Origin of the sequence: Bradyrhizobium elkanii USDA 76 (assembly GCF_023278185.1) — a bacterium.
Taxonomy (GTDB): domain Bacteria; phylum Pseudomonadota; class Alphaproteobacteria; order Rhizobiales; family Xanthobacteraceae; genus Bradyrhizobium; species Bradyrhizobium elkanii.
The window spans coordinates 6,679,526-6,700,270 of the sequence record NZ_CP066356.1; the positions used below are offsets into that span (position 1 = coordinate 6,679,526).

General features: G+C 64.7%; 17 protein-coding genes and 1 pseudogene. 10 read left to right on the forward strand and 8 right to left on the reverse strand.

The annotated features are described in order from the left end of the window. The first annotated feature begins 2 nt into the window (after window positions 1-2). Window positions 3-833, forward strand: a complete 831-nt coding sequence (locus JEY66_RS32045) for an ABC transporter permease (protein ID WP_016843116.1) — start codon at window positions 3-5, stop codon at window positions 831-833. Further along, window positions 830-2,455: an ABC transporter ATP-binding protein gene (locus JEY66_RS32050; RefSeq protein ID WP_018270400.1), complete on the forward strand. Its 1,626-nt coding sequence runs from the start codon at window positions 830-832 to the stop codon at window positions 2,453-2,455. The genes JEY66_RS32045 and JEY66_RS32050 overlap by 4 nt, the downstream gene beginning before the upstream one ends. A 15-nt stretch (window positions 2,456-2,470) precedes the next feature. Here the strand turns inward: JEY66_RS32050 and JEY66_RS32055 are convergent, their stop codons facing one another. The 3 genes from JEY66_RS32055 to JEY66_RS32065 form a co-directional block, all read right to left on the reverse strand. After that, on the reverse strand, window positions 2,471-3,616 hold the full coding sequence (locus tag JEY66_RS32055) for a fructose-1,6-bisphosphatase (protein WP_026192448.1): 1,146 nt from the start codon (window positions 3,614-3,616) through the stop codon (window positions 2,471-2,473). 215 nt (window positions 3,617-3,831) lie between these two features. Further along, window positions 3,832-5,019: a 6-phosphofructokinase gene (locus JEY66_RS32060; protein WP_026192447.1), complete on the reverse strand. Its 1,188-nt coding sequence runs from the start codon at window positions 5,017-5,019 to the stop codon at window positions 3,832-3,834. Window positions 5,020-5,238: 219 nt separating this feature from the next. Further along, window positions 5,239-6,606, reverse strand: coding sequence for an NAD(P)/FAD-dependent oxidoreductase (locus tag JEY66_RS32065; RefSeq protein ID WP_018270398.1), 1,368 nt, complete (start codon window positions 6,604-6,606; stop codon window positions 5,239-5,241). A gap of 77 nt (window positions 6,607-6,683) precedes the next feature. On the opposite strand from JEY66_RS32065, the gene JEY66_RS32070 reads away from it, so the two are divergent. From JEY66_RS32070 to JEY66_RS32095, 6 genes and pseudogenes are all read left to right on the forward strand, one after another. Further along, on the forward strand, window positions 6,684-7,538 hold the full coding sequence (locus JEY66_RS32070) for a VOC family protein (RefSeq protein WP_018270397.1): 855 nt from the start codon (window positions 6,684-6,686) through the stop codon (window positions 7,536-7,538). Between the two features lie 115 nt (window positions 7,539-7,653). Beyond that, entirely contained in the window at window positions 7,654-8,976 is a 1,323-nt protein-coding gene (locus tag JEY66_RS32075; RefSeq protein WP_018270396.1) for an ABC transporter substrate-binding protein, read from the forward strand. 53 nt (window positions 8,977-9,029) lie between these two features. Further along, the gene (locus JEY66_RS32080; RefSeq protein ID WP_050999412.1) at window positions 9,030-9,992 is read left to right on the forward strand and encodes a carbohydrate ABC transporter permease; all 963 of its coding nucleotides are present in this window, start codon (window positions 9,030-9,032) and stop codon (window positions 9,990-9,992) included. Beyond that, a complete protein-coding gene (locus tag JEY66_RS32085; RefSeq protein ID WP_016843108.1) occupies window positions 9,989-10,813 on the forward strand; it encodes a carbohydrate ABC transporter permease in 825 nt (274 codons plus the stop codon). The genes JEY66_RS32080 and JEY66_RS32085 overlap by 4 nt, the downstream gene beginning before the upstream one ends. 617 nt (window positions 10,814-11,430) lie before the next feature. Then, the gene (locus JEY66_RS32090; protein ID WP_240537032.1) at window positions 11,431-12,939 is read left to right on the forward strand and encodes a multicopper oxidase family protein; all 1,509 of its coding nucleotides are present in this window, start codon (window positions 11,431-11,433) and stop codon (window positions 12,937-12,939) included. A 106-nt stretch (window positions 12,940-13,045) separates the two neighbouring features. After that, window positions 13,046-13,318: pseudogene (locus JEY66_RS32095) on the forward strand (hypothetical protein); the annotation flags it as partial. Between the two features lie 59 nt (window positions 13,319-13,377). Here JEY66_RS32095 and JEY66_RS32100 read toward each other — a convergent pair. Continuing rightward, window positions 13,378-14,055, reverse strand: coding sequence for a cysteine hydrolase family protein (locus tag JEY66_RS32100; protein ID WP_018270393.1), 678 nt, complete (start codon window positions 14,053-14,055; stop codon window positions 13,378-13,380). A gap of 236 nt (window positions 14,056-14,291) precedes the next feature. On the opposite strand from JEY66_RS32100, the gene JEY66_RS32105 reads away from it, so the two are divergent. After that, entirely contained in the window at window positions 14,292-15,305 is a 1,014-nt protein-coding gene (locus JEY66_RS32105) for a formamidase (RefSeq protein WP_018270392.1), read from the forward strand. Window positions 15,306-15,368: 63 nt separating this feature from the next. Here JEY66_RS32105 and JEY66_RS32110 read toward each other — a convergent pair whose 3' ends face one another. Then, window positions 15,369-16,439, reverse strand: coding sequence for a YeiH family protein (locus JEY66_RS32110; RefSeq protein ID WP_018270391.1), 1,071 nt, complete (start codon window positions 16,437-16,439; stop codon window positions 15,369-15,371). Between the two features lie 86 nt (window positions 16,440-16,525). Here JEY66_RS32110 and JEY66_RS32115 point away from each other — a divergent pair, with 86 nt between their 5' ends. Then, window positions 16,526-17,497 (forward strand): LysR family transcriptional regulator, encoded by a 972-nt coding sequence (locus JEY66_RS32115; protein WP_018270390.1) that lies wholly within the window; start codon window positions 16,526-16,528, stop codon window positions 17,495-17,497. On the opposite strand, the gene JEY66_RS32120 is transcribed toward JEY66_RS32115, so the two are convergent. From JEY66_RS32120 to JEY66_RS32130, 3 genes are all read right to left on the reverse strand, one after another. After that, on the reverse strand, window positions 17,445-17,666 hold the full coding sequence (locus JEY66_RS32120) for a hypothetical protein (protein ID WP_038377517.1): 222 nt from the start codon (window positions 17,664-17,666) through the stop codon (window positions 17,445-17,447). The genes JEY66_RS32115 and JEY66_RS32120 overlap by 53 nt on opposite strands. A gap of 149 nt (window positions 17,667-17,815) precedes the next feature. After that, on the reverse strand, window positions 17,816-19,054 hold the full coding sequence (locus JEY66_RS32125) for an ATP-binding protein (protein ID WP_016843101.1): 1,239 nt from the start codon (window positions 19,052-19,054) through the stop codon (window positions 17,816-17,818). Between the two features lie 200 nt (window positions 19,055-19,254). Then, on the reverse strand, window positions 19,255-20,514 hold the full coding sequence (locus JEY66_RS32130; RefSeq protein WP_018270389.1) for an allantoate amidohydrolase: 1,260 nt from the start codon (window positions 20,512-20,514) through the stop codon (window positions 19,255-19,257). Window positions 20,515-20,745 lie beyond the last annotated feature (231 nt).

Below are 20,745 nucleotides of genomic sequence, written 5' to 3' on the forward strand. Positions count from 1 at the left end.
CGATGGATGCCGTGAAACGCTATTTCCGTAGCCCGGCCGCGGTGATCGGCCTGATCCTGCTGCTGCTTGTCATCGCGATGGCGATCAGCGCGGGTCTCCTCTATCCGCGCGATCCGCTCGCCCTTGCCGGCCGGCCGCTGATCTGGCCGTTCTCCAACCCGCGCTTCCTGCTCGGCACCGACAATTCCGGACGCGACATCGCCGCCCAGATCTTCTACGGCGCGCGGATCTCGCTCCTGATCGGCGGCGTCGCCACCGTGATCGCGATCCTGATCGGCATCCTGGTCGGCGCCTTCGCCGGCTATTACGGCGGCTGGGTCGACAATGTCCTGATGCGGATCACCGAGGCGTTCCAGACCCTGCCGAATTTCGTGCTGCTGCTGGTCCTGGTCGCGGTGTTCGGCTCGACGCTAACGACGGTCACGATCGCGGTCGGCGTGGTGTCCTGGCCGGCGCCGGCGCGGCTGACCCGCGCCGAGTTCCTGTCGCTGCGCAACCGCGAATTCGTGCAGGCGGGCAAGACACTCGGCATGAAGGACGTCCAGCTCATCCTCGGCGAGATCCTGCCCAACGCGCTGCCGCCCGTGATCGTCTACGCCAGCGTGGTGATGGCGGTCGCGATCCTGCTGGAAAGCGCGCTCGCCTTCCTGAGGCTGTCCGATCCCAACGTCGCCTCCTGGGGCAATCTGATCGGGCTCGGCCGCGACGTGCTCCGGGTGCAGTGGTACGTCTCGGCGATCCCCGGCATTGCGATCCTCGTCACCGTGCTCGCTGTGTCGCTGGTCGGCCAGGGCCTCAACGACGCGCTCAATCCGAGGCTGAAGAGCCGATGAGCGAGACGGTCCTTTCGCTCGATGGGCTGACGGTGCGCCTGCCCAAAGGCGCCGACCGGCCGCATGCGCTGTCCGACGTCTCGTTGTCGATTGCGTCGAACGAAATTCTTTGCGTGGTCGGCGAGTCCGGCTCCGGCAAGTCGATGATGGCGAACGCCATCATGCGGCTGCTGCCGAACGAGTTGACGATCGAACGGGGCCGGATGATGTTCGACGGCCGCGACCTCTGCGCCGCCGACAGCGCCGAAATGCGCGATGTGCGCGGCGCCGGGATTGCGATGATCTTCCAGGAACCGATGACCGCGCTCAATCCGCTGCGCACCATCGGCGATCAGATCGGCGAGATGTTTGCGATCCACACCGCTCTCTCGAAGGCCGAGATCAATGCGCGCGTGCTGGCGCTGCTCGAGGACGTCCGCATCCCCGATTCCAGGGCTGCCGCAAAGGCCTACCCACACGAGCTGTCCGGCGGCCAGCGCCAGCGCGCGATGATCGCGATGGCGCTGGCGCTCGACCCGAAGCTCCTGATCGCGGACGAGCCGACCACCGCGCTCGACGTCACGACGCAGGCACAGATCCTGAAGCTGATCCGCGACTTGCAGCAGCGCAAGAAGACCGCGGTGCTGTTCATCACGCATGATTTCGGCGTGGTCGCCGAGATCGCCGACCGCGTCGTGGTGATGCAGCACGGCGCGATCGTCGAGCAAGGTGCGGCCGACAAGGTGCTGAACGATCCGCAGCATGCCTACACGAAACAACTGATTGCGGCCGTACCCCCGCTGAAGGCGCCGCCGCCGCGCATCCTGTCCGGCAAGGACATCCTGACCATCGACGGCGTCTCCAAGACCTACCGCACCGGCGGCTTCCTCGGCCGCGGCGCGCGGATCACGGAAGCCGTCAGGAACGTCTCGCTGCACCTGCCGCGCGGCGCGACGCTCGGCATCGTCGGCGAATCCGGTTCGGGCAAATCAACCCTCGCGCGCTGCATCGTGCGGCTGATCGATCCCGACACCGGCTCGATCGTGCTCGACGGCAAGGACTGGGCAAAGCTCGGCCGCGACGCTATCAGGCGCGAGACCCGCCACTTCCAGATGGTGTTCCAGGATCCGTTCGCCTCGCTCAATCCGCGCCGCAAGGCGGCCGAGCTGGTGGCGCAGGGACCGATCGTGCACGGCACCGACCATGCCACCGCGATTGCGGAAGCGCGAAAGCTGTTCGAGCTGGTCGGGCTCGATCCGTCCGCCGGGGATCGCTATCCGCACGAATTCTCCGGCGGCCAACGGCAGCGCATCGGGCTCGCCCGGGCACTGGCGTTGAAGCCGGACGTGCTGGTCGCCGACGAGCCGGTCTCGGCGCTCGACGTCTCGGTGCAGGCGCAGGTCTTGAAGCTGCTCGCCGGGCTGCGCCAGCAGCTTGGCCTCTCGATCATCTTCATCACCCACGATCTGCGCGTCGCCGCCCAGATCTGCGATCTCGTCGCTGTGATGAAGGACGGCGCCGTGGTCGAGCAGGGGCTGACCGCCGAGGTGTTCGGCAAGCCGCAGCACCCCTACACGCAGGACCTGCTGTCGGCGATCCCCGGCGGCGCGTTCGCGCGCGAGCACGGCACCGCAACTATGTAGCCGGGCACGCGCGGCCTACTCCGCCGCTTGTGGCTTGGGCTCCTCGCGCAGCCGGAAGCGCTTCAGCAATCCGGATACCGTGTCGCGGAAGCCGCCATATTCCAGCTCTGAATAGGGCAGCATCGCAGCGCCGGACCAGCCCTGGCTGCGCATCTCGATCGCCTTGCGCTGCGCGCGCTGGCGGACCTCGTCCCACGCAAGGTTGTCAAAGAAATCGGTGTAGGACTCCGAGAACTTCCCGTCCCGGTCGATCGAGAAGCCGACGCAGGAAACGATCGGCAGGCAGTACATCCCCGTCACCGGGGTGTTGAGCGGCACCGGCATGAGCGGCATCACATGCGAGCCGCGCGCGTCGCCGCCCACGAAGTGCGCCTTGGCGAAGGGCGAGATGATTTCTTCGGGCGCCGCGAAAATGCCCTGGTTCCTGACGACCGCGACCGGATCATCCTTGCCGGTGTACTTGCCTGCGATGGAGTGAAGGCGCTGCGCCGAAACGGCGACGGCGACCTCGCCATAGGTTTTCGAGACGATGCGATCAATGCCGAAGCGCTCGTTGTCGCGAAGCAGCGCCGCAATGTGGTAGCCGTCCGCGGGCGCATCGAGTTCGATCACGCTGTCGCCGGCCGTGTTGTCCATATCGATGATATGGAAACGGAAGCCCTTGATCATCGGGGGCAGCATCAGCCCGGCGCAATACATGGGATCGGCAAAAGCCAGATAGAGCGGCAGGTTGTAGGCGCCGGGGCCGCATTTGTCCGCGGCGAACACCATGAAGGACTCCGCGGGTCTCGCGCCCGAGAGGCTGTGGTCGAAGCTGAGTTCGGCGACGGCCGGGCCCGCGCCGCGAACGTTTCCGGAAGGGGCGTCGACGAGAAGATCCTGGCCGGCGCCGTAGAGCCCGGAGGTCTTCGCAACCGCAGTGGCCGCGAGAAACGTCTTCCAGGCGAATTGGTGGACTTCGGAGCTTCCTTCGCCCCGCGTGTGCGTCATGATGATCGCAATATCGTCGCCGGTATGGCGCACGAAACCGTCGATCAGGAGACCGTTGTCGATCGCTTTCGCGACCTCCCCTTCGACCGCCGCCATCATGCGCGCAGATGGTTTCGTGTGGCCCCCAACGGAGCCAATGTCAGCCTTGATGACCGAAATGGTGAGTTTCATGAGCATCCCTCCGACCGCAGCGCAGCGCCTTCGCCTCGGCGCTCGCTGCGCCGGGGGGCGACGGCGCGCTCATTTGCGAAAAGAACGTCGTGTGGTGCGACAGGTTCCCTGCGCAAATTTCTTGCGGAACTATGGCCCCTCCGTCACCGCGTGTCGATACGGGCTATCGACGCATCTGGAATAACTCGTGATGCTCGATGGGGTTACCACCCGCCCTATGAAGCGCGGTTGAGAAAGATCGGCAGGCCCCGCTTGTTGGAATAGAGAGGACGGTAGCGCTCGGTGTTGTAAGCGCTTGCGACGTCCAATTTGCGTGGCCCGAGCTTGGCGTCGGGGATCGGAACGAGGTCGTAGCGGCCCTCGACCAGTGCCGACATGAGGCCGGTTTTGCCTTCCAGGATCGCATCGTAGGCCATGTTGCCGAACGTCAGCGCCACAAGCTTGTCGATGAAGTCCGGATCGCCTGACCGCAGGTCGTAGGTGAGGTCAGAGACGATGGTCTCCTCGCCGGTGCGCCGCTTGATCTCGTCCGCGAACGCTTCGGCCACGCTCGCCTTCCTGCGGTGACCGTAGGCGTCAGGCTCGCCGAATTCCTGCACCTTGTAGCCTTCCCACTCGGCGCCCTCGCTGAGCGCGATCAGCGCGTAGTTGCTCGGGTTGCCGTGCTTGTCATCGAGGAGAAGCTGGATCAGCTTGTCGAGATCGACCTTGTACTCCGGTATGGCGCATCGGATCGAGGTTGCGTATGCGGTATAGAGTGCCGTAAAGCCGGCATCGCGACCAAAGACGCGGAAAATGCCGATTCGCTCGTGCGAGCCGACGGTGGTGCGCTGGCGCTGGATGGCATCGCTGGCACGGGTGATCGCGGTCGAGAAGCCGATGCAGTATTCGGTGTTGCGCACGTCGTTGTCCATCGTCTTCGGGATGGCAATGATCTTGGCGCCTCGCCTGTTGAGCTTGTCCGCGTAGTTGAGAGTATCGTCGCCGCCGATGGCGATCAGATGTTCGATACCGAGCCCCGCGAGGTTCGCGAGCACCTCGTTGGTGAGGTCCCACGTCGTGGTTGCGATGCCACCCTTGGTGCTCTGCGAAACCGGAAAGTCGCGGCCCGCCAGATGATCGGGCAACTTCTTCATTTTGGAGGGATTGGTGCGGCTCGAGTGCAGCACGGTGCCGCCGCGCCGGTCGATGACGCGCGTGTTTTCGCGGTTCAGCGGGATGATGTAATGGGACTTGCTCGACGGGTCGTCGAGGTTCAGGTGCGTGAGGGCCTCCCAGCCTCGGCGGAGACCGACAACCTCGATGTCGTCCTCGCTGCCGCGATAAGTCACGCTCTTGATCACCGCGTTAAGGCCGGGGACGTCACCGCCTCCCGTGAGAATACCAATGCGCTTCCTCGCCATGCCCACCTCCCAGGGTTGCTATCTGGCAATAACGCCTGCGTCGCGTCGGGGTTTCCACAACGCTATCCGCCAACGGCGGAATCCTCGTGATCGCGGCACCCGGCCGAACCTGCTTGCGCCCCCACTCTTCCAGCGACGTTCTCCGACCAGTCCCCACCTCGGGCGGCTTGCCCCTCCATGCCCCTTATCTCGCGTGCGTGGCGCGACGTTGCTCCGCGCTTATCGTGAACGGCGCGAGGCGAGGAAATACTCGGCCCATCGCAGCAACTCGAAACGATCGCCCTTGACCAGCTCCTGCGCGTCGCGGCGCCGATAGAGCACCAGCATCCAGGGCGCGAGCTTGCGCAGCAATCCGTGGGCCATGTACTGCACCGGCTCGGAGAACGGCAGCGCCAGTTCGCTTTCCGGCACGCCCTGGACCGCGCGCGCCAATTCGCGGCCGAGCGGGATCGTCAACGCGACCGCGCGGCCATTGCAGCCGGTCCAGCCATAGGCGTTGGGACCCAGCCGGTGCATGCGCGGCAGGAAATCCGCGGTCATCCCGACATAGCCGTTCCAGACATAGTCGAAGGAGACGTCGCCGATCTGCGGCCACAGGCGCTGCAACCGCTCGGTCACCCGTGCCTTCAGCCGCCCGGTCTTGTCGCCCGGACCGAGCACGGCACCGCCGGTGACGAGGCGGTTGCGGGCGTCGTAGCGCGCAAAATACAGCTCGCCATGGGTGTCCGACATCGCCTGCCGGGCGGGAATGATGGTCTTGCGCACGTTGTCCGAGAGCGGCTGCGTCGCCATCTGCCAGGACAGCACCGGCATCACCTCGGTTGCGATGTCAGGCACCAGCGACTTCGCGAACTCGCCGCTATAGGCGTTGGTCGCGACCACCAGCGCGCGACCGGAGATCTCACCCTTTTCCGTCCTCACCACCCAGCGATCCCCGCGGCGCTCGAAACTCGTCGCAGGCGAGCGTGCATAGATTCGCGCGCCGAGGCCGAGCACGGTGCGCGCAAGGCCGCGCGCCAGCGCCAGCGGATTGACGTGACCGCCGGTCCTGTTCCAAAAGCCGCCGTACCAGGCATCCGAGCCGAGCATGTCCCGGGTCTGATCGCGCGACAGCAATTCGACCGGCGCGCCGAATTTCGACCATTGCTGCACCCGCCGTTCCGCGATCTTGATGCGGCCCGGCGAGTGCACCGGCTGCACCCAGCCGGCCTGCTCCTGCTCGGCCTCGATGTTGTAGCGCCTGACGACGTCGAACAGATCAGCGGCACTGTCGCGCAGCATCGCGACAAAGCGCTCGCCGGCCGCGCCGTGCCTTGCGATGATGTCATCGGGATCGGGACGCGACAGCGTCGGGATCACCTGGCCGTTGTTGCGCCCCGAGGCGCCCCAGCCCGGCTCGGCGGCCTCGACGATTGCGACGTCGACATTGGCCTCGCGCAGATGCAGTGCGGTCGATAGACCCGTGAAGCCGCCGCCGATGATCACGACATCGGCCTGCTGCGCGCCGGTCAGTTCAGGACAATCAGGGCCGGACGGCGTCACTGCCGCCCAGAGCGAATTGGGCCAGCGCACGGCATTGCTGTTCATCATGATCCTTCCTTGCGGGCGCCCGGTCATTCTGGTTAGCTAATTCTACTCTCCTATTCCAGCCGGGAAGACAACAAGTGACACTCAAGAACGTCATCGGAATCGATCACGCCGTGGTCATGGTGAAGGACCTCGACAAGGCCGCCGAGAACTACAAGCGGCTCGGCTTCACCGTGTCGCCGCGCGGCACCCATAGCGCGCATATGGGATCGGGCAATTACACCATCATGTTCGACCCCGACTACATGGAATTGCTCGGCGTGCTGACGCCGACCGAACACAACGCGCCGGCGCGCGCCTTCCTCGAGAAGCGCGGCGAAGGCATCGAACGCATCGCGTTCACCGCGGTGGATTCCGCCGCCGGCGCCGAGGAGATTCGCGCGCGCGGCTATGCGCCGATCGGGCCGACCGATTTCGAGCGCCCGGTGACCTTGCCTGATGGCACGGTCTCCGCGGCGAAATTCCGCACCTTCCAGTGGCCGACCGCGGAGGCGCCCGGCGGCGTCCGCATCTTCGCCTGCCAGCACAAGACTCGCGAGACGGTGTGGATTCCCGAATTGATGGCGCACGCCAATGGGGCAAAACGCCTCAAGCAGGTGCTGATCGTCTCGCCCGATCCCGCCGCCGATGCCGCACATCTCTCAAAGATGATCGACGTCGCCGTCAGGAACAACGCCGACGGTGCGGTTGCAGTACCGTCCGGCGGCGCCCGCGCCGACTTCGTGTTCCTGACCAGGGATCAGCTTGGCAAGCGCTATCCCGGCGTGTCGCTGGACGGCCTGCCCGATCGCGGCGGCGCCGGCCTCGTGATCGCGGCCGATCTTGCCGCGACCGAGAAGGCGCTGGGCTCGGCCGGCGTGAAGAGCGGCAACAGCATCACCGTGCCGCCGGCTTCCGGCAACGGCACCCTGCTCGCTTTCGTCAAGGCATAGCTGCCATACCATGCGCGGCGCAGCGTTATGCAACGGCGCCGCGCATGTGGGACTAGGCACAGAAAGTTGAGGCGCTAGTATCTCTCCCAAACAAGAACCGTCCAGGGAGAGAAACATGTCGCATCACCTGATCTCGCGCCGGCAGATGCTGGCCGGCACCGCCGCCGCCGGCGCGGTTGGATTGACTGGATTTCCGGCCCGCGCCGACGTCAACTGGAAGAAATATTCCGGCACCACGCTCGAGGTGATCCTCGCCAAAGGGCCGCGCGGCGACAATCTGCAAAAATACATCAAGGAATTTACCGAGCTCACCGGCATCAAGGTCGAGTCGGAGCAGATCCCCGAGCAGCAGCAGCGCCAGAAATGCGTGATCGAGCTGTCTTCCGGCAAGCCGAGCTTCGACGTCGTGCATCTGAGCTATCACGTGCAGAAGCGGCAGTTCGAGAAGGCCGGCTGGCTCGCCGACATGTCGGGCTACCTGAAGGATCCGAGCATGACGCCGCTGGACCTCGTCGAGAGCGATTTCTCGGCGGCCGGGCTGCAATATGCGCGCAACGACAAGGGCCAGATGCTGTCGCTGCCGTGGTCGGTGGACTATTTCATCCTCTACTACAACAAGGAGCTGTTCCAGAAGAAGGGCGTCGAGGTCCCGAAGACGCTGGAGGAGATGGCAATCGCGGCCGAGAAGCTGACCGATCCGAAGGAAGGCATCTACGGCTTCGTCGGCCGCGGCCTGCGCAACGCCAACATGGCGATGTGGACCAACTTCTATCTGAACTATGGCGGCGAATTCCTTGATGCCAAGGGCAACATCCTGACCGACGGCCCCGAGGCGATCGAGGCCACCAAGCTCTATCAGCGGCTGCTGACGAAATGCGCGCCTCCCGGCGTCGCCGGCTTCAACTGGATGGAGTCGATGGCGTCCTTCACGCAAGGCAGGTCCGCGATGTGGATCGACGCCGACGGCTGGGCGCCGCCGCTGGAAGATCCCGCCGCCTCGCGCGTCGTCGGCAAGGTCGGCTACACGCTGGTGCCCGCCGGTCCCAAGGGCAAGTTCTCCTCGACCTATGGCGACGGCGTCGGCATCGCCGCGGCGAGCAAGAACAAGGAAGCCGCCTATTTGCTCTGCCAATGGGTGGTCTCGCGGGGCCAGGGCGCGCGCCTGCTGCAGGCCGGCGGCGGCGTGCCGTTCCGCAACTCCATCGTCGACGATGCCGAGGTCGCCAAAGGGGTGAAGACCAAGGAATGGCTGCAGTCGGTGGTTGATTCCGCCAAGATCTCGAAGCTCGGTCTGCCCGTCATCATCCCGGTCGCCGAATTCCGCGACATCGTCGGCGCGGCGCTGACCGCGACGCTGTCGGGCGCCGATCCCGCCACCGAGCTGAAGAAGGCGCACGAGCAATTCCGCCCCATCCTGGAGCGTAGCGAAAAAGCGTGAGCCTGGTGACACAGACCGAGCCGGCGGCGGCCAGCAAAGCGTTTTCAAGCGAAGTGGGTACCGGTTCGCGTGCAGAAAACGCGTCCAAGCAAGAGTCCAGAGCCGCAGGCTCTGGAGACGTTGCGCCGGCGCGTGAATGGCGTCCGCCGTCCTATTGGCCGTTCGTGATCCCGGCGCTCGTCGTGGTGCTGGCGGTGATCATCTTTCCGTGGGTGTTCACGATCTGGATGAGCCTACAGGAATGGAAGGTCGGCTCGCCGACCGTCTTCGTCGGGCTCGCCAACTATTTGCGGCTGCCGACCGATCCGCGCTTCGTCGAGGCGGTCGGGCACACGCTGTCCTACACCGCGCTGTCGGTCGTGCTGCCGCTGGTGTTCGGCACGCTGGCGGCGGTGGTGTTCCACCAGAAATTTGCTGCGCGTGGCTTCCTGCGCGGCATCTTCATCATGCCGATGATGGCGACCCCGGTGGCGATCGCGCTGGTGTGGACCATGATGTTCCACCCGCAGCTTGGCGTGCTCAACTATGTGCTGTCGCTGGTGGGCCTGCCGCCGCAGCTCTGGGTGTTCAACCCCGCGACGGTGATCCCCTCGCTGGTGCTGGTCGAGACCTGGCAATGGACGCCGCTGGTGATGCTGATCGTGCTCGGCGGCCTCGCCGCGATCCCGACCGAACCCTATGAGAGCGCACAGATCGACGGCGCCAACTTCTGGCAGGTGTTCCGCTTCATCACGCTGCCCTTGATCATGCCGTTCCTGTTCATCGCCGGCATGATCCGCATGATCGACGCGGTGAAAAGCTTCGACATCATCTTCGCGATCACGCAGGGCGGACCGGGCTCGGCGTCGGAGACCATCAACGTCTATCTCTACAGCGTTGCCTTCGTCTATTACGACCTCGGCTACGGCTCGGCGATCGCGGTGGTGTTCTTCCTCCTGATCGTGGCGCTGGCGGCGCTGCTGCTCTACCTGCGCAAGCGCCTGCTGTGGACATCTGAGCTCGGGGGCGAGGCATGAATCCGCGTCAGATTCTCGGGCGGATCGGGCTGTGGCTGTCGGTGTTCGTCATCGTCTCGCCGGCGATCCTGTTCTTCCTCTGGATGGCCTCGCTGTCGCTCAAATTCGAGATCGACAACGCCTCCTACCCGCCGGTGTTCTTTCCGGAGCATATCGCCTGGAAGAACTATGCCGACGTGTTCGCCTCCAACCGCTTCCTGACCTATTTCAGCAACAGCCTTGTGGTCACCGGCTGCGCCACGGGCCTTGCGATGCTGGTCGGCGTGCCCGCCGGCTACGGCATCGCGCGGATGGCCGCGCATAAATCGGCGATCGTGATCCTGATCGCGCGCATCACGCCCGGCCTGTCGTATCTGATCCCGCTGTTCCTGCTGTTCCAGTGGCTCGGCCTGCTCGGCACGCTGGTGCCGCAGATCATCATCCACCTCGTCGTCACGGTGCCGATCGTGATCTGGATCATGATCGGCTATTTCGAGACCACGCCGCCGGAGCTGGAGGAAGCCGCGCTGATCGACGGCGCCACGCGCTGGCAGGTGTTCCGCCATGTCGCGCTGCCGATCGCCAAGCCCGGGCTCGCGGTCGCCTTCATCCTCGCGGTGATCTTCTCCTGGAACAATTTCGTGTTCGGCATCGTGCTGGCCGGGCGCGAGACGCGCACGCTGCCGGTCGCGGTCTACAACATGATCTCGTTCGACCAGCTGAGCTGGGGCCCGCTTGCCGCCGCCGCATTGATCGTGACGGCGCCGGTGCTGCTGCTCACCGTGATGGCGCAGCGGCAGATCGTGGCGGGGCTGACGGCGGGTGCGGTGAAGGGTGGCTAGGGCCGTTGCAGGGGCGCTACCCAAAATATCGAAAACAACCCCATGCAAAGGAGCCGGCGGCGGCCCGCGTTCGACCAAACAGCTTGACATGTCGGGCAACTCAGAGATAGTCTTCTAATATTCCGAAATTGCGCAAGCATCCCTGTCACCCCAAGGCTATCGCATTTGGGAAAAATCTGGCGAGAAGCGTCCCTGCGGCCATCCTTCGAGACGCCCGCCTCTGGCAGGCTCCTCAGCCTGTCACCCCAAGGCTGTCGCATATGGCATTCGTAGGCGTCTGAAACTGACGCTTCCACGTCGCAGGGGGATGAGCGAACGCGCCTTCTTCGCGACTGCAGCTCAGGCATGTGCTCATTAAACTGCCGGCCGACTGATGTCCGGTCACCCACCGACAGCGGCTAAAGAGCGGACATCCCCCGAGGTCGCAGATGGGCCATGAGCAGAAGTCCGAGCTATCGGCCTGGGACGTACTTTGGGGCTCATCGCGGTGGGCCGCCGGTGCAAAAGGCTGAAACAAGTAGTAGCGTGGGCATCCCACCCGCAAATCCGGCTCGGTCGCGGCTCCAGGGTTTTTAATATCGCCTGCCGGTAACCGAGCGCCTGTGATGGAGGATGCAATGCGCCAGTCCTCAACGCTAGACCGCCGCTCGTTCATCAAGGCCGCAAGTCGCTTCGTCGGCGGGACGGCCGCCGCCGGAAGTTTGCCGTCGCTTGGCCCATCGACGACGACGGCCCGAGCGCGCTCGCAGCCCAATGCGCCAACGCCCGAGCCGCTGATCCAGCCGCCTGAAACGCGCAGCGCTAACGGCATGCTTGATTTGACGATGACGGCGGCTCCCGGACCGGTGCAGCTCGCCGATCGCGCGTTTACCGGCCTGCTCTACAATGGCGCTTATGTGCCGCCGACATTGCGAGCGCGGCTGGGCGATACGTTACGCATCACTCTCCGCAACAATCTGACCTCCGGGCTCGATCGTCCCGGCTATGTCGGCCCTGTCTGTACCGGGGCCGGCACCCCGTCGAACTTACATTTTCACGGAATGAGCGTGTCGCCACAAGGCAACAGCGACAACGTATTCGTCCACGTTCAGCCCGATGACACCTTCCAATACCAGGTGCGTATCCCGGCGTCCGGCAGGCAAGGTCCGGGCATGTTCTGGTATCACCCCCATGCGCACGGCTTCGTCAATGATCAAATCCTTGGCGGTCTGTCGGGCGCTCTGATCGTCGACGGGATCGAGCAGCTTTTCCCGCTGTTGCGCGGATTGCCGGAACGGCTTTTCCTGATCAAGCACGTCAAGCTTGACGACGAAAGCGAACTGGTTTCGATCAATGGTCAGATCAATCCGGCCGTCGCCATGCGCTCCGGTGAAATTCAATTCTGGCGTATCGCGCACATAGGAGCCTCGGAGTTCTTCAAATTCCGCGTCGAGGGCATGCCGCTCTACGTCGTGGCGACCGACGGCCACGCGTTATCGCAGCCGCACAAGACGACTGAATTTTTCATTGGTCCCGGCGAGCGGATCGACGCCATTGCGGTCGGACCGCCGGCAGGCGAATATCCGATGCGAACCATTGCTTTCCAAAACGAGGCCTGGCGGCCGCCCGAACCGGTACTGCAATTGGCAGTCATAAGCTCAAGTGGTTCGTCATCGAGTGCGAAGCTCGAAGATGAAATCCTGCGTCAGCGAGTCACCGGGCCGCAATGGATCGAGGAGGTTCGCGCCGCGCCGATCGCACGACGCCGGACGCTGGTTTATTCGCGAACCGCAGACCGCAAGCTGTTCATGATCGACGACCGCGTCGTCGACGAGGCGCGCACCGACCAAACCGTCAAGCTCGGCGAGACAGAAGAGTGGACGGTAGTCAACACGGATCAACAGTATCACAGCTTCCACATTCACCAGACAGCCTTCCTGGTGACGGAGGTTGGCGGCGTTTCCTGGAGCGATGATAGTTTGCGCGACACCTTTTCGGTCCCGCCTGCAACGGATCAGCGGCCCGGCGTGCTCAAGGTCGTCATACCGTTCACCGACCCCGTGATCGTCGGTCGGTTCGTCTACCACTGTCATGCTGTCGATCACGAAGACAAAGGCATGATGGGAGTCATCGAAGTCGTCGCCTGAACATGGCTGTACTCTGCGCCGGCGGATTATTTCGGGCCTTTCCGCGGCTACTCCGCCTGCGGTCCCTGATCTCTTCGGTCTGCGGAACCACTTGCACTTCACCGCCGGCAACGAGGCAATTGATCAAAAGCTGCATGATATCGGCAGCTCCGGTCCCGTCGTGCTCGAGCCGGATTATTCGAAGCTCAAGGTTGTCGGCCTGACGCGCGACGTCGCCGAGTCCTACGTGCCGATGAACATCACGGTCTCTTATGCGGGACAGGATGGAACGGCCAAGCCGTTTCTAATGATCATCAATTGGCTTCGCGTCGGAAAGGACTGGAAGATCGCGTCCGAAATCATTCTGCCGGTGCCGCCCGTACCCGCCGCGAAGGGCTAGGCGCTTCGATCCGGCTATGGCTGCGCGTTGATGAGTCCGCGTCCCAATCTCATCTCACTCTACGCAGCGAGCGCCTCCAGCACCGCGGCTGAATCGGTGACCCAGCCGAAAATACCGCCCTGGGCCTTGATCATCTTCAGGCCCATCTCGTGGAATTCCGGGAAGTAGGACGCGCAGCCGTCGGAGATCACGACGCAGCGGTAGCCGCGGTCGTTGGCCTCGCGCACCGTGGTGTTGACGCAGACTTCGGTAGTGACGCCGCAGACCAGGAGATTCTCGATGCCGTATTTCTGCAGGACGTCGCCGAATTCGGTGGCGTAGAACGCGCCCTTGCCGGGCTTGTCGATCACGATCTCGCTGCCCTGCGGATAGAGCTCGGGAATGATGTCGTGCCCCGCCTCGCCGCGGATCAGGATCCGTCCCATCGGTCCGGGATCGCCGATCCGCAAGCGAGGCGCGCCGCGCTCGAGCTTCGCGGGCGGCGCGTCGGAGAGGTCGGGCAGATGGCCCTCCCGGGTATGGACCACGAGCAAGCCGGCGTCGCGCGCGGCCGCGAGCACCGCTGCGATCGGCTTCACCGCGCGGGCAAGCCGGCTGACGTCATTGCCGAGCGTCTCGCCGAAGCCCCCTCGCTCCATGAAGTCGCGCTGCATGTCGATGATGACGAGCGCGGTCTTGCTCCAGTCGAGCGTGATCGGCGCCGGCTCCGCCGCGATCGTCCCGCTTGAATTCGCCATGACGCATGCCCCGAATGCGAGAAAACCCGCGTTTGATTAAGCAAACCGCGTGCCATTGCGCAATGATGCGGCGCATCGCGGCGATCCCGATCAGCATGTGACCGTACGCTGCATTTGCGCGTTCTGCGATCTTGCTGGCATGATCGTTGCTAGCTGAGAGCCAGACGGGAGCCCGACCGAACGAAGATCATCGTTCACGACATGACAGCCCATTTCAAACAGGCGGGAGGACAGGCATGAATGGACTTGGCGGTCTCAACAAATCACCCAACGGCGTGGTGATCGGACTGGTGCAGCTGCAGTTGCCTGTGGTTGCGACAAGGTCCGACCTGGCACGGCAGACGGAGCGCATCGTATGGATGGTCGGCAAGGCGCGGCGCAACCTCGGAACCATGGACCTCGTCGTGTTCCCCGAATATTCGCTGCACGGCCTCTCGATGGATACCAATCCGGAGATCATGTGCCGGCTCGACGGGCCTGAAATCGCGGCTTTCAAGCGGGCCTGCATCGAGAACAAGATCTGGGGCTGCTTCTCCATCATGGAGTTCAACCCGCATGGCAACCCCTATAATTCAGGGCTGATCATCGACGATCGCGGCGATATCAAGCTCTACTACCGCAAATTCCATCCCTGGATTCCGGTCGAGCCGTGGGAGCCCGGCGACATCGGCATTCCCGTGATCGACGGACCGAAAGGCGCCAAGATCGCGCTGATCATCTGCCATGACGGCATGTTCCCGGAAATGGCGCGGGAATGCGCCTACAAGGGCGCGGAGATCATGATCCGCACCGCAGGCTACACCGCGCCGATCCGCGACAGCTGGCGCTTCACCAACCAGGCCAACGCGTTCCAGAACCTGATGGTGACGGCCAATGTCTGCATGTGCGGCTCGGACGGGTCGTTCGACTCGATGGGCGAAGGCATGATCGTCAATTTCGACGGCAGCATCATCGCGCACGGCACCACGGGACGGGCCGACGAGATCATCACCGCCGAGGTGCGGCCCGACCTCGTGCGCGAGGCGCGGATCAACTGGGGCGTCGAGAACAACATCTATCAGCTCTGGCACCGCGGCTATGTCGCGGTGAAGGGCGGCGCGATGGATTGCCCCTACACGTTCATGCAGGACATGGTGTCCGGCCGCTTCCGCCTGCCGTGGGAAGATCAGGTCAAGATCACCGACGGCACGTCCTGCGGCTTTGCCGCACCGACACGGATGTTCGGCAAGACCGCGAAGGCCGCCGAGTAGCCGGCCCTTTGATGTGAGCATGATCTCTTCGGAAAACCGCTCCACACTTTTCCGGATCATGCTCTACTTGAAGAAGTGCACGAGGCCGATGCTCAAGCCCAGCAGCAGCAGCAGCGACAGCGTGACGGCCGCAGTCACCCGGCCGCCGACGGTCGAGAGCACGCGGACATCGACGCCGAGCCCGAGCGCGGCCATCGAGACGACGGTGAGGATCGCCGCCGTCTTGGTCACCGGCGCGATCGCGATGTCGGGCACGAGCTGGAACGAGCGCAGCGCGGCCAGCACCAGGAAGCCGATGATGAACCAGGGCACCAGCTTGAACGGGCTGATCGAGGCGGCCTTTGAAGTGCCCTCCCTGGCGGCGCCGGCCTTGCGCCGCCGCGCCACCAGCAGCGAGAGGCCGATCACGATCGGGCCCAGCATCAACACCCGCACCAGCTTGACCAGCGTGCCGATCTGGGTCGAGACGATGCCGGCCGGCACGGTCGCCGCCAGCACCTGCGGCACGGCGTAGACCGTGAGGCCGGCGAGGATGCCGTATTGCGTCGCCGTCAGCTTGAGCAGCGGAATCAGCAGCGGCAGGCCGAGCACCATCAGCACGCCGAGAATGGCGGTGAACGAGATCGACGAGGCGATGTCGTCGCCGTCGGCCTCGATCACCGGCGCCACCGCCGCGATCGCCGAGTTGCCGCAGATCGAGTTGCCGCAGGCGATCAGGATCGCGAGTTTGGTCTTGAGCCCGAGCATCCGGCTGAGGCCATAGCTCACCGCCAGCATGATCACGACGGTCACGGCGATGGCACCGATCAGCAGCCCGCCCGAGGCCACGATCGCGGCAAAGCTGATGGAGGCGCCGAGCAGCGTCACCGCGACCTCGAGCAGCTGCTTGGCGCTGAAGGCAATGCCCGAGCGCCAGCGCGCCGACGGCTCCCAGGCGGTGCGCACCGCCATGCCGAGCAGGATCGCGACGACGAGAGCCTCGATATAGGGGTGGTCGAAAACGCGCTCCTCGGCGGCCTGGATGCCGAGCGAGATGACGGTGACGACCCCGCAGAGCAGAATCCCCGGAATGAGCTGGAATATGCGCCTCAGCGCCCCCTGCTTCTGCCCCTGGTCTTGTTCTTGTTCCGGCACAAAATCCTCTTTTCGTAGAAGATTTTATGCGCCAAGGCGCACCTCTTGGCTAATATATTTTCGGACTGCCCCGATAGAGAGAAGTTATGTCCCTCAACCTGCATCTGCTCCGCCTGTTCGCGGCCGTGGCGAGAACCGGAAGTTTCTCCCGCGCCGCCGACCTCCTGCACATCAGCCAGCCCGCGATCTCCAAGGGCGTGCGGGATTTCGAGCTGCAGGTCGGCTGCCGGCTGCTCGACCGCACGCCGAAGGGGGTGCGGCCGACCCGGGAGGGCGCGGCGCTGGCGCGGCATGCCGAGACGCTGTTCGCGGCCGAACGCGCCGCCGAGGACGAACTGCAGGCGCTGCGCAACCTCGACAGCGGCTCGCTGCGGATCGGCGCCAGTACCACGATCGCGACCTACATGATCCCGGAATATCTCGGCGTGTTCCACCGCGCCTTTCCCGGCATCGATCTGCACGTCGTCAGCGCCAACACCAGCGATATCGCCGCGCTGATGCTGGGACACGAGATCGAGATCGCGCTGGTCGAGGGCCCGGTCGAGGACGAGAATTTGATCAGCGAAGCCTGGCGTACCGACGTGATGGCGCTGATCGCCGGTCCGGATCATCGCTTCGCGGCGGTCCAGGGGCCGATCGACATCCGGTCGTTGAATGACGAGATCCTGATCGTGCGGGAACCCGGCTCAGGCACGCGCGAGGTGGTCGCGCAGGCGCTGGCCGCCCACCGCGTCGAGCCGCAGCGGACGCTCGAGATCGGCAGCACCGAGGCGATCAAGCAGGCGGTGGCATCAGGTGTCGGCGTCGCCATCGTGTCGATCGCGACGATCGACGATCAGGTGAAGCTCGGAAAGCTGAAGGTGATCCCGATCAAGGGCGTCCATATCGAGCGCACGCTCTGGCAACTGAAATCGCCCGGCCGGCTGGACGTGCCGGCGGCGGTGGCGTTCGAGGGGATCATTCGGGAGACAAAGGGCACGAAGACGGCGCCGCCGATGCCGGCGGCTAGAGCGCGGCGAACAGACCCTGCGCCCAGGCAACGGCATGCTCGAAGCTGAACACGCCGGGCTCGAAATAGACGGCCCTTGCCAGCACGATGCCGACCACCAGCACCCAGAACACGCTGGTGCCCGCGGTCTTCAGCCATTTCGACACGCCCTCGCTCGCGATCGAAGGATCGACCGCGGGGACCGGCTCGCCGAAGGGATCGAATGCGGATTGGCTCATCGTCGTAACCATCAGGAATACCCTGAGAATGTCGCGACGACGGGGGCGGAAGCAAGGGTCGTGGAATGCCTTTTGCGGCGGTTACTTGGAATGACGTTTTCCGGTCTGAAAGCCGGGGAGCATTTCCTTCTCGGCGTCCCCTTCAGCCATCAACTATCGGTCACGCGCTGCGGCGCCACGCGTGGCAGCGTGATCCGCATGCGTGTCCCCATGCCCGGCGCACTGTCGAGATGGAGCTCTCCGCCCAGCCGGTTGGTGACGATGTTATGAACGATGTGGAGACCGAGCCCGATGCGGCCGATGTCGCGGCGCGTGGTGAAGAAGGGATCGAAGGCCTGCCGCAGCACGTCGTCGTCCATCCCGCAACCGTTGTCGGCGAACAGGATCTCGACCTGGTCCGCGCCTGACGCGCGCAGCCGGATCGTGATGATGCCGCCCTTGCCATCCGGAAACGCGTGCGCCACCGAATTGACGAACAGGTTGGTCAGCACCTGGCCGTAGGGGCCGGGATAGCCGTTCATGGCAAGACCGGGCGGGCAGTCGACCTCGAGCGCCAGGTTGTTCTTCGGCAAGGCCGGACGCAGGTTCGAGAGAACCTGCTCGGTCACCGCGCCGAGATCGAACTGGCTGCGGTCGAAATAGCTGCGATCCACCGCCACCTGCTTGAACGATTGCACCAGGTCCGCCGCGCGCTTGAGGTTGCCGACGAGCAGCGACGAGGCGCTTTCGACGACCTCGATGAAATCGCTCAGGCTGGAGCGCTTCAGCTTGCCGCGCGCGGCCTCGGCAGCGAAGTCGGCGCATTTCTGCTCCAGCACCGAGGCGACGGTGAGACTGGTGCCGACCGGACTGTTGATCTCGTGCGCGACGCCGGCCACCAGCCGGCCCAGCGCCGCGAGCTTTTCCGCCTCGATCAGCGACGCCTGGGTCTCCTGCAGATGGTGCAGGGCCTTCTCGGCTGCATCGCGCGCGGCGCGGATCTCGCGTTCGCTGCGCTTGCGATCGGTGATCTCTTCGGCCGCAACGTTGACGCCGACGATGCTCCCGTTCGGTTCGCGCTGCGGATGCCAATGCGTGATCCAGCATCGCTCGTCATTGTGGCCGGGGCGCTGGCCGTAAACCTCCACGTCGGTCACGGGCTCTCCGGTCTCCATGATCGACCGAACGATACCTTCGACCGCCGAAGCCAGTGCGGGCACGCAATCGTGCACCGTACGCCCGAGGTGACCTTCGACCGAAATGCCGCAGATCTCGGTGAGACGCTGGTTGATCTGAAGGTAACGGCAATCGGGAGAGAGGTAGGCAAGACCGATCGGCGCAGTGTCATAGATCAGCTGCAGCGCCGGTTGCTTTGGGAACTGAACGTCCTGGACGACGGACGACCTCATGTCCACTACCCCCCGTTGCACCAAGTCTAGCGCTTCACGCCCGGCCCGCAATAGGCCAGCTGAGCCGGAAACGGCGGTCTGGTCTGTGCGGATTCGGCACGGGTCGGGGCCGACAGCGGCCCCTGGACCGGTGCCTGCGGCGTGCTGACGCAACGTGGACAGCAAGCGCTCCTCAGCGAAGGCCTGCGAAGCGCGCAATTTTAGCTATTCACTGCAACGTGCGGACGAAAATTCTCGACAAAGCGCAGCAGCACCCGCGCGCCGGTGTCGGCATCGGCGAGCTCGACATGCTCGGCCGGATTGTGGCTGATGCCGCCGCGGCAGCGCACGAAGATCATGCCGATATCGGCGACGTCGACCATCGCCATGCCGTCATGCCCGGCCCCGCTCGGCAGCTCGAACGCGGCATGGCCCTCGGCCGCGACGGCCTCGGCGATCTGGGACTTGAGCCACGGAGCGCAGGGCACGCTGCGGTTCTCGTGGGTGACGTCGATCTGCAACGCGAGCTCGCGGCGTTTTGCGATCGCCTCGATCTGCCGCACGGTGTCGGCGACGGCGCGCTTGCGATGCATGTCGTTCTGCGAGCGGATGTCCATGGTGAAGGACACCTTGCCCGGAATCACATTGGTGGCGCCCGGCATCGCGTTGACATAGCCGACGGTGCCGACGAGGCCTTGCTCGTCGGACCTGCAAAACTGCTCGATCGCAACGATGCATTCGGCAGCGCCGGCCAACGCATCGCGCCGCAGCGGCATCGGCACCGTGCCGGCGTGGCCGGCGACGCCGGTGAGACTGGCGGCCAGCCGGGTCGCGCCCGAAATCGCGGTGACGACGCCGACCGGCAGCGCCTTCTCTTCCAGCACGGGGCCCTGCTCGATGTGCAGCTCGACATAGCCGAGCAGCTCGCGGCGGGCGCGCGCTGCCTTGCCGATATGAGCGGGATCGAGGCCGAACTGGATCAACGCGTCGCGCATCGACGTGCCGGCGCGGTCGCGCGTGTTGAGCACGCTCTCGTCGAAGGTGCCGGCGACCGCGCGGCTGCCGAGCAGGGTCGAGGCGAAGCGCACGCCCTCCTCGTCCGCAAAGCCCACGACCTCGATCGCGAACGGCAGCCGCTTGCCGCGCCGGTCCAGATCGGCGACGCAGGCGATTGCGGTGATGACGCCGAGCGGGCCGTCCCATCTGCCGGCGTCGCGCACCGTGTCGTAATGCGAGCCGAGCATCAGCGCCGGCAGGCCCGGCCGCTCGCCCTCATAGCGGCCGCAGACATTGCCGATGGCATCGAGATGCGCGCTCATGCCGGCCTCGCGCATCCAGGACAGGATGAGATCGGCCGCCTTGCGATGCTCGTCGGTGAGGAAGACTCGCGCCAGATGCTCCGGCGTCTCGGAGATCGTCGCGAGCTGATCGATCCGCGCCACGATCTCGCCGCCAAGAGGGGACGGTTTTGTCTCGCTCATGCTGTTTCCCATCAGTCCAACCCGGCACCCGAGCCGGTCTCACTCGTAGCAGGCCCGATCCGATTCACCAGCCGGCAAATGACGCTCCGGGCGCCGACCCCGGACGACGCTCGCATCGGCCCGCCACCGGTTAGCGACTGCTTAACGGCATTGCATACAACGACGATTGATCGCTCATAAAATAGGCAGAACGATCCCGATCGACTTCCGAAGCCTATCAGGTCGTTCACC

What these genes read in the sequence shown, in the direction of transcription:
- JEY66_RS32065 (WP_018270398.1), bottom strand. Translation starts at nt 6,606, where the DNA reads ATGAACAGCAATGCCGTGCGCTGGCCCAATTCGCTCTGGGCGGCAGTG.
- JEY66_RS32055 (WP_026192448.1), bottom strand. Translation starts at nt 3,616, where the DNA reads ATGAAACTCACCATTTCGGTCATCAAGGCTGACATTGGCTCCGTTGGG.
- JEY66_RS32060 (WP_026192447.1), bottom strand. Translation starts at nt 5,019, where the DNA reads ATGGCGAGGAAGCGCATTGGTATTCTCACGGGAGGCGGTGACGTCCCC.
- JEY66_RS32090 (WP_240537032.1), top strand. Translation starts at nt 11,431, where the DNA reads ATGCGCCAGTCCTCAACGCTAGACCGCCGCTCGTTCATCAAGGCCGCA.
- JEY66_RS32100 (WP_018270393.1), bottom strand. Translation starts at nt 14,055, where the DNA reads ATGGCGAATTCAAGCGGGACGATCGCGGCGGAGCCGGCGCCGATCACG.
- JEY66_RS32085 (WP_016843108.1), top strand. Translation starts at nt 9,989, where the DNA reads ATGAATCCGCGTCAGATTCTCGGGCGGATCGGGCTGTGGCTGTCGGTG.
- JEY66_RS32105 (WP_018270392.1), top strand. Translation starts at nt 14,292, where the DNA reads ATGAATGGACTTGGCGGTCTCAACAAATCACCCAACGGCGTGGTGATC.
- JEY66_RS32045 (WP_016843116.1), top strand. Translation starts at nt 3, where the DNA reads ATGGATGCCGTGAAACGCTATTTCCGTAGCCCGGCCGCGGTGATCGGC.
- JEY66_RS32125 (WP_016843101.1), bottom strand. Translation starts at nt 19,054, where the DNA reads ATGAGGTCGTCCGTCGTCCAGGACGTTCAGTTCCCAAAGCAACCGGCG.
- JEY66_RS32120 (WP_038377517.1), bottom strand. Translation starts at nt 17,666, where the DNA reads ATGAGCCAATCCGCATTCGATCCCTTCGGCGAGCCGGTCCCCGCGGTC.
- JEY66_RS32050 (WP_018270400.1), top strand. Translation starts at nt 830, where the DNA reads ATGAGCGAGACGGTCCTTTCGCTCGATGGGCTGACGGTGCGCCTGCCC.
- JEY66_RS32075 (WP_018270396.1), top strand. Translation starts at nt 7,654, where the DNA reads ATGTCGCATCACCTGATCTCGCGCCGGCAGATGCTGGCCGGCACCGCC.
- JEY66_RS32130 (WP_018270389.1), bottom strand. Translation starts at nt 20,514, where the DNA reads ATGAGCGAGACAAAACCGTCCCCTCTTGGCGGCGAGATCGTGGCGCGG.
- JEY66_RS32115 (WP_018270390.1), top strand. Translation starts at nt 16,526, where the DNA reads ATGTCCCTCAACCTGCATCTGCTCCGCCTGTTCGCGGCCGTGGCGAGA.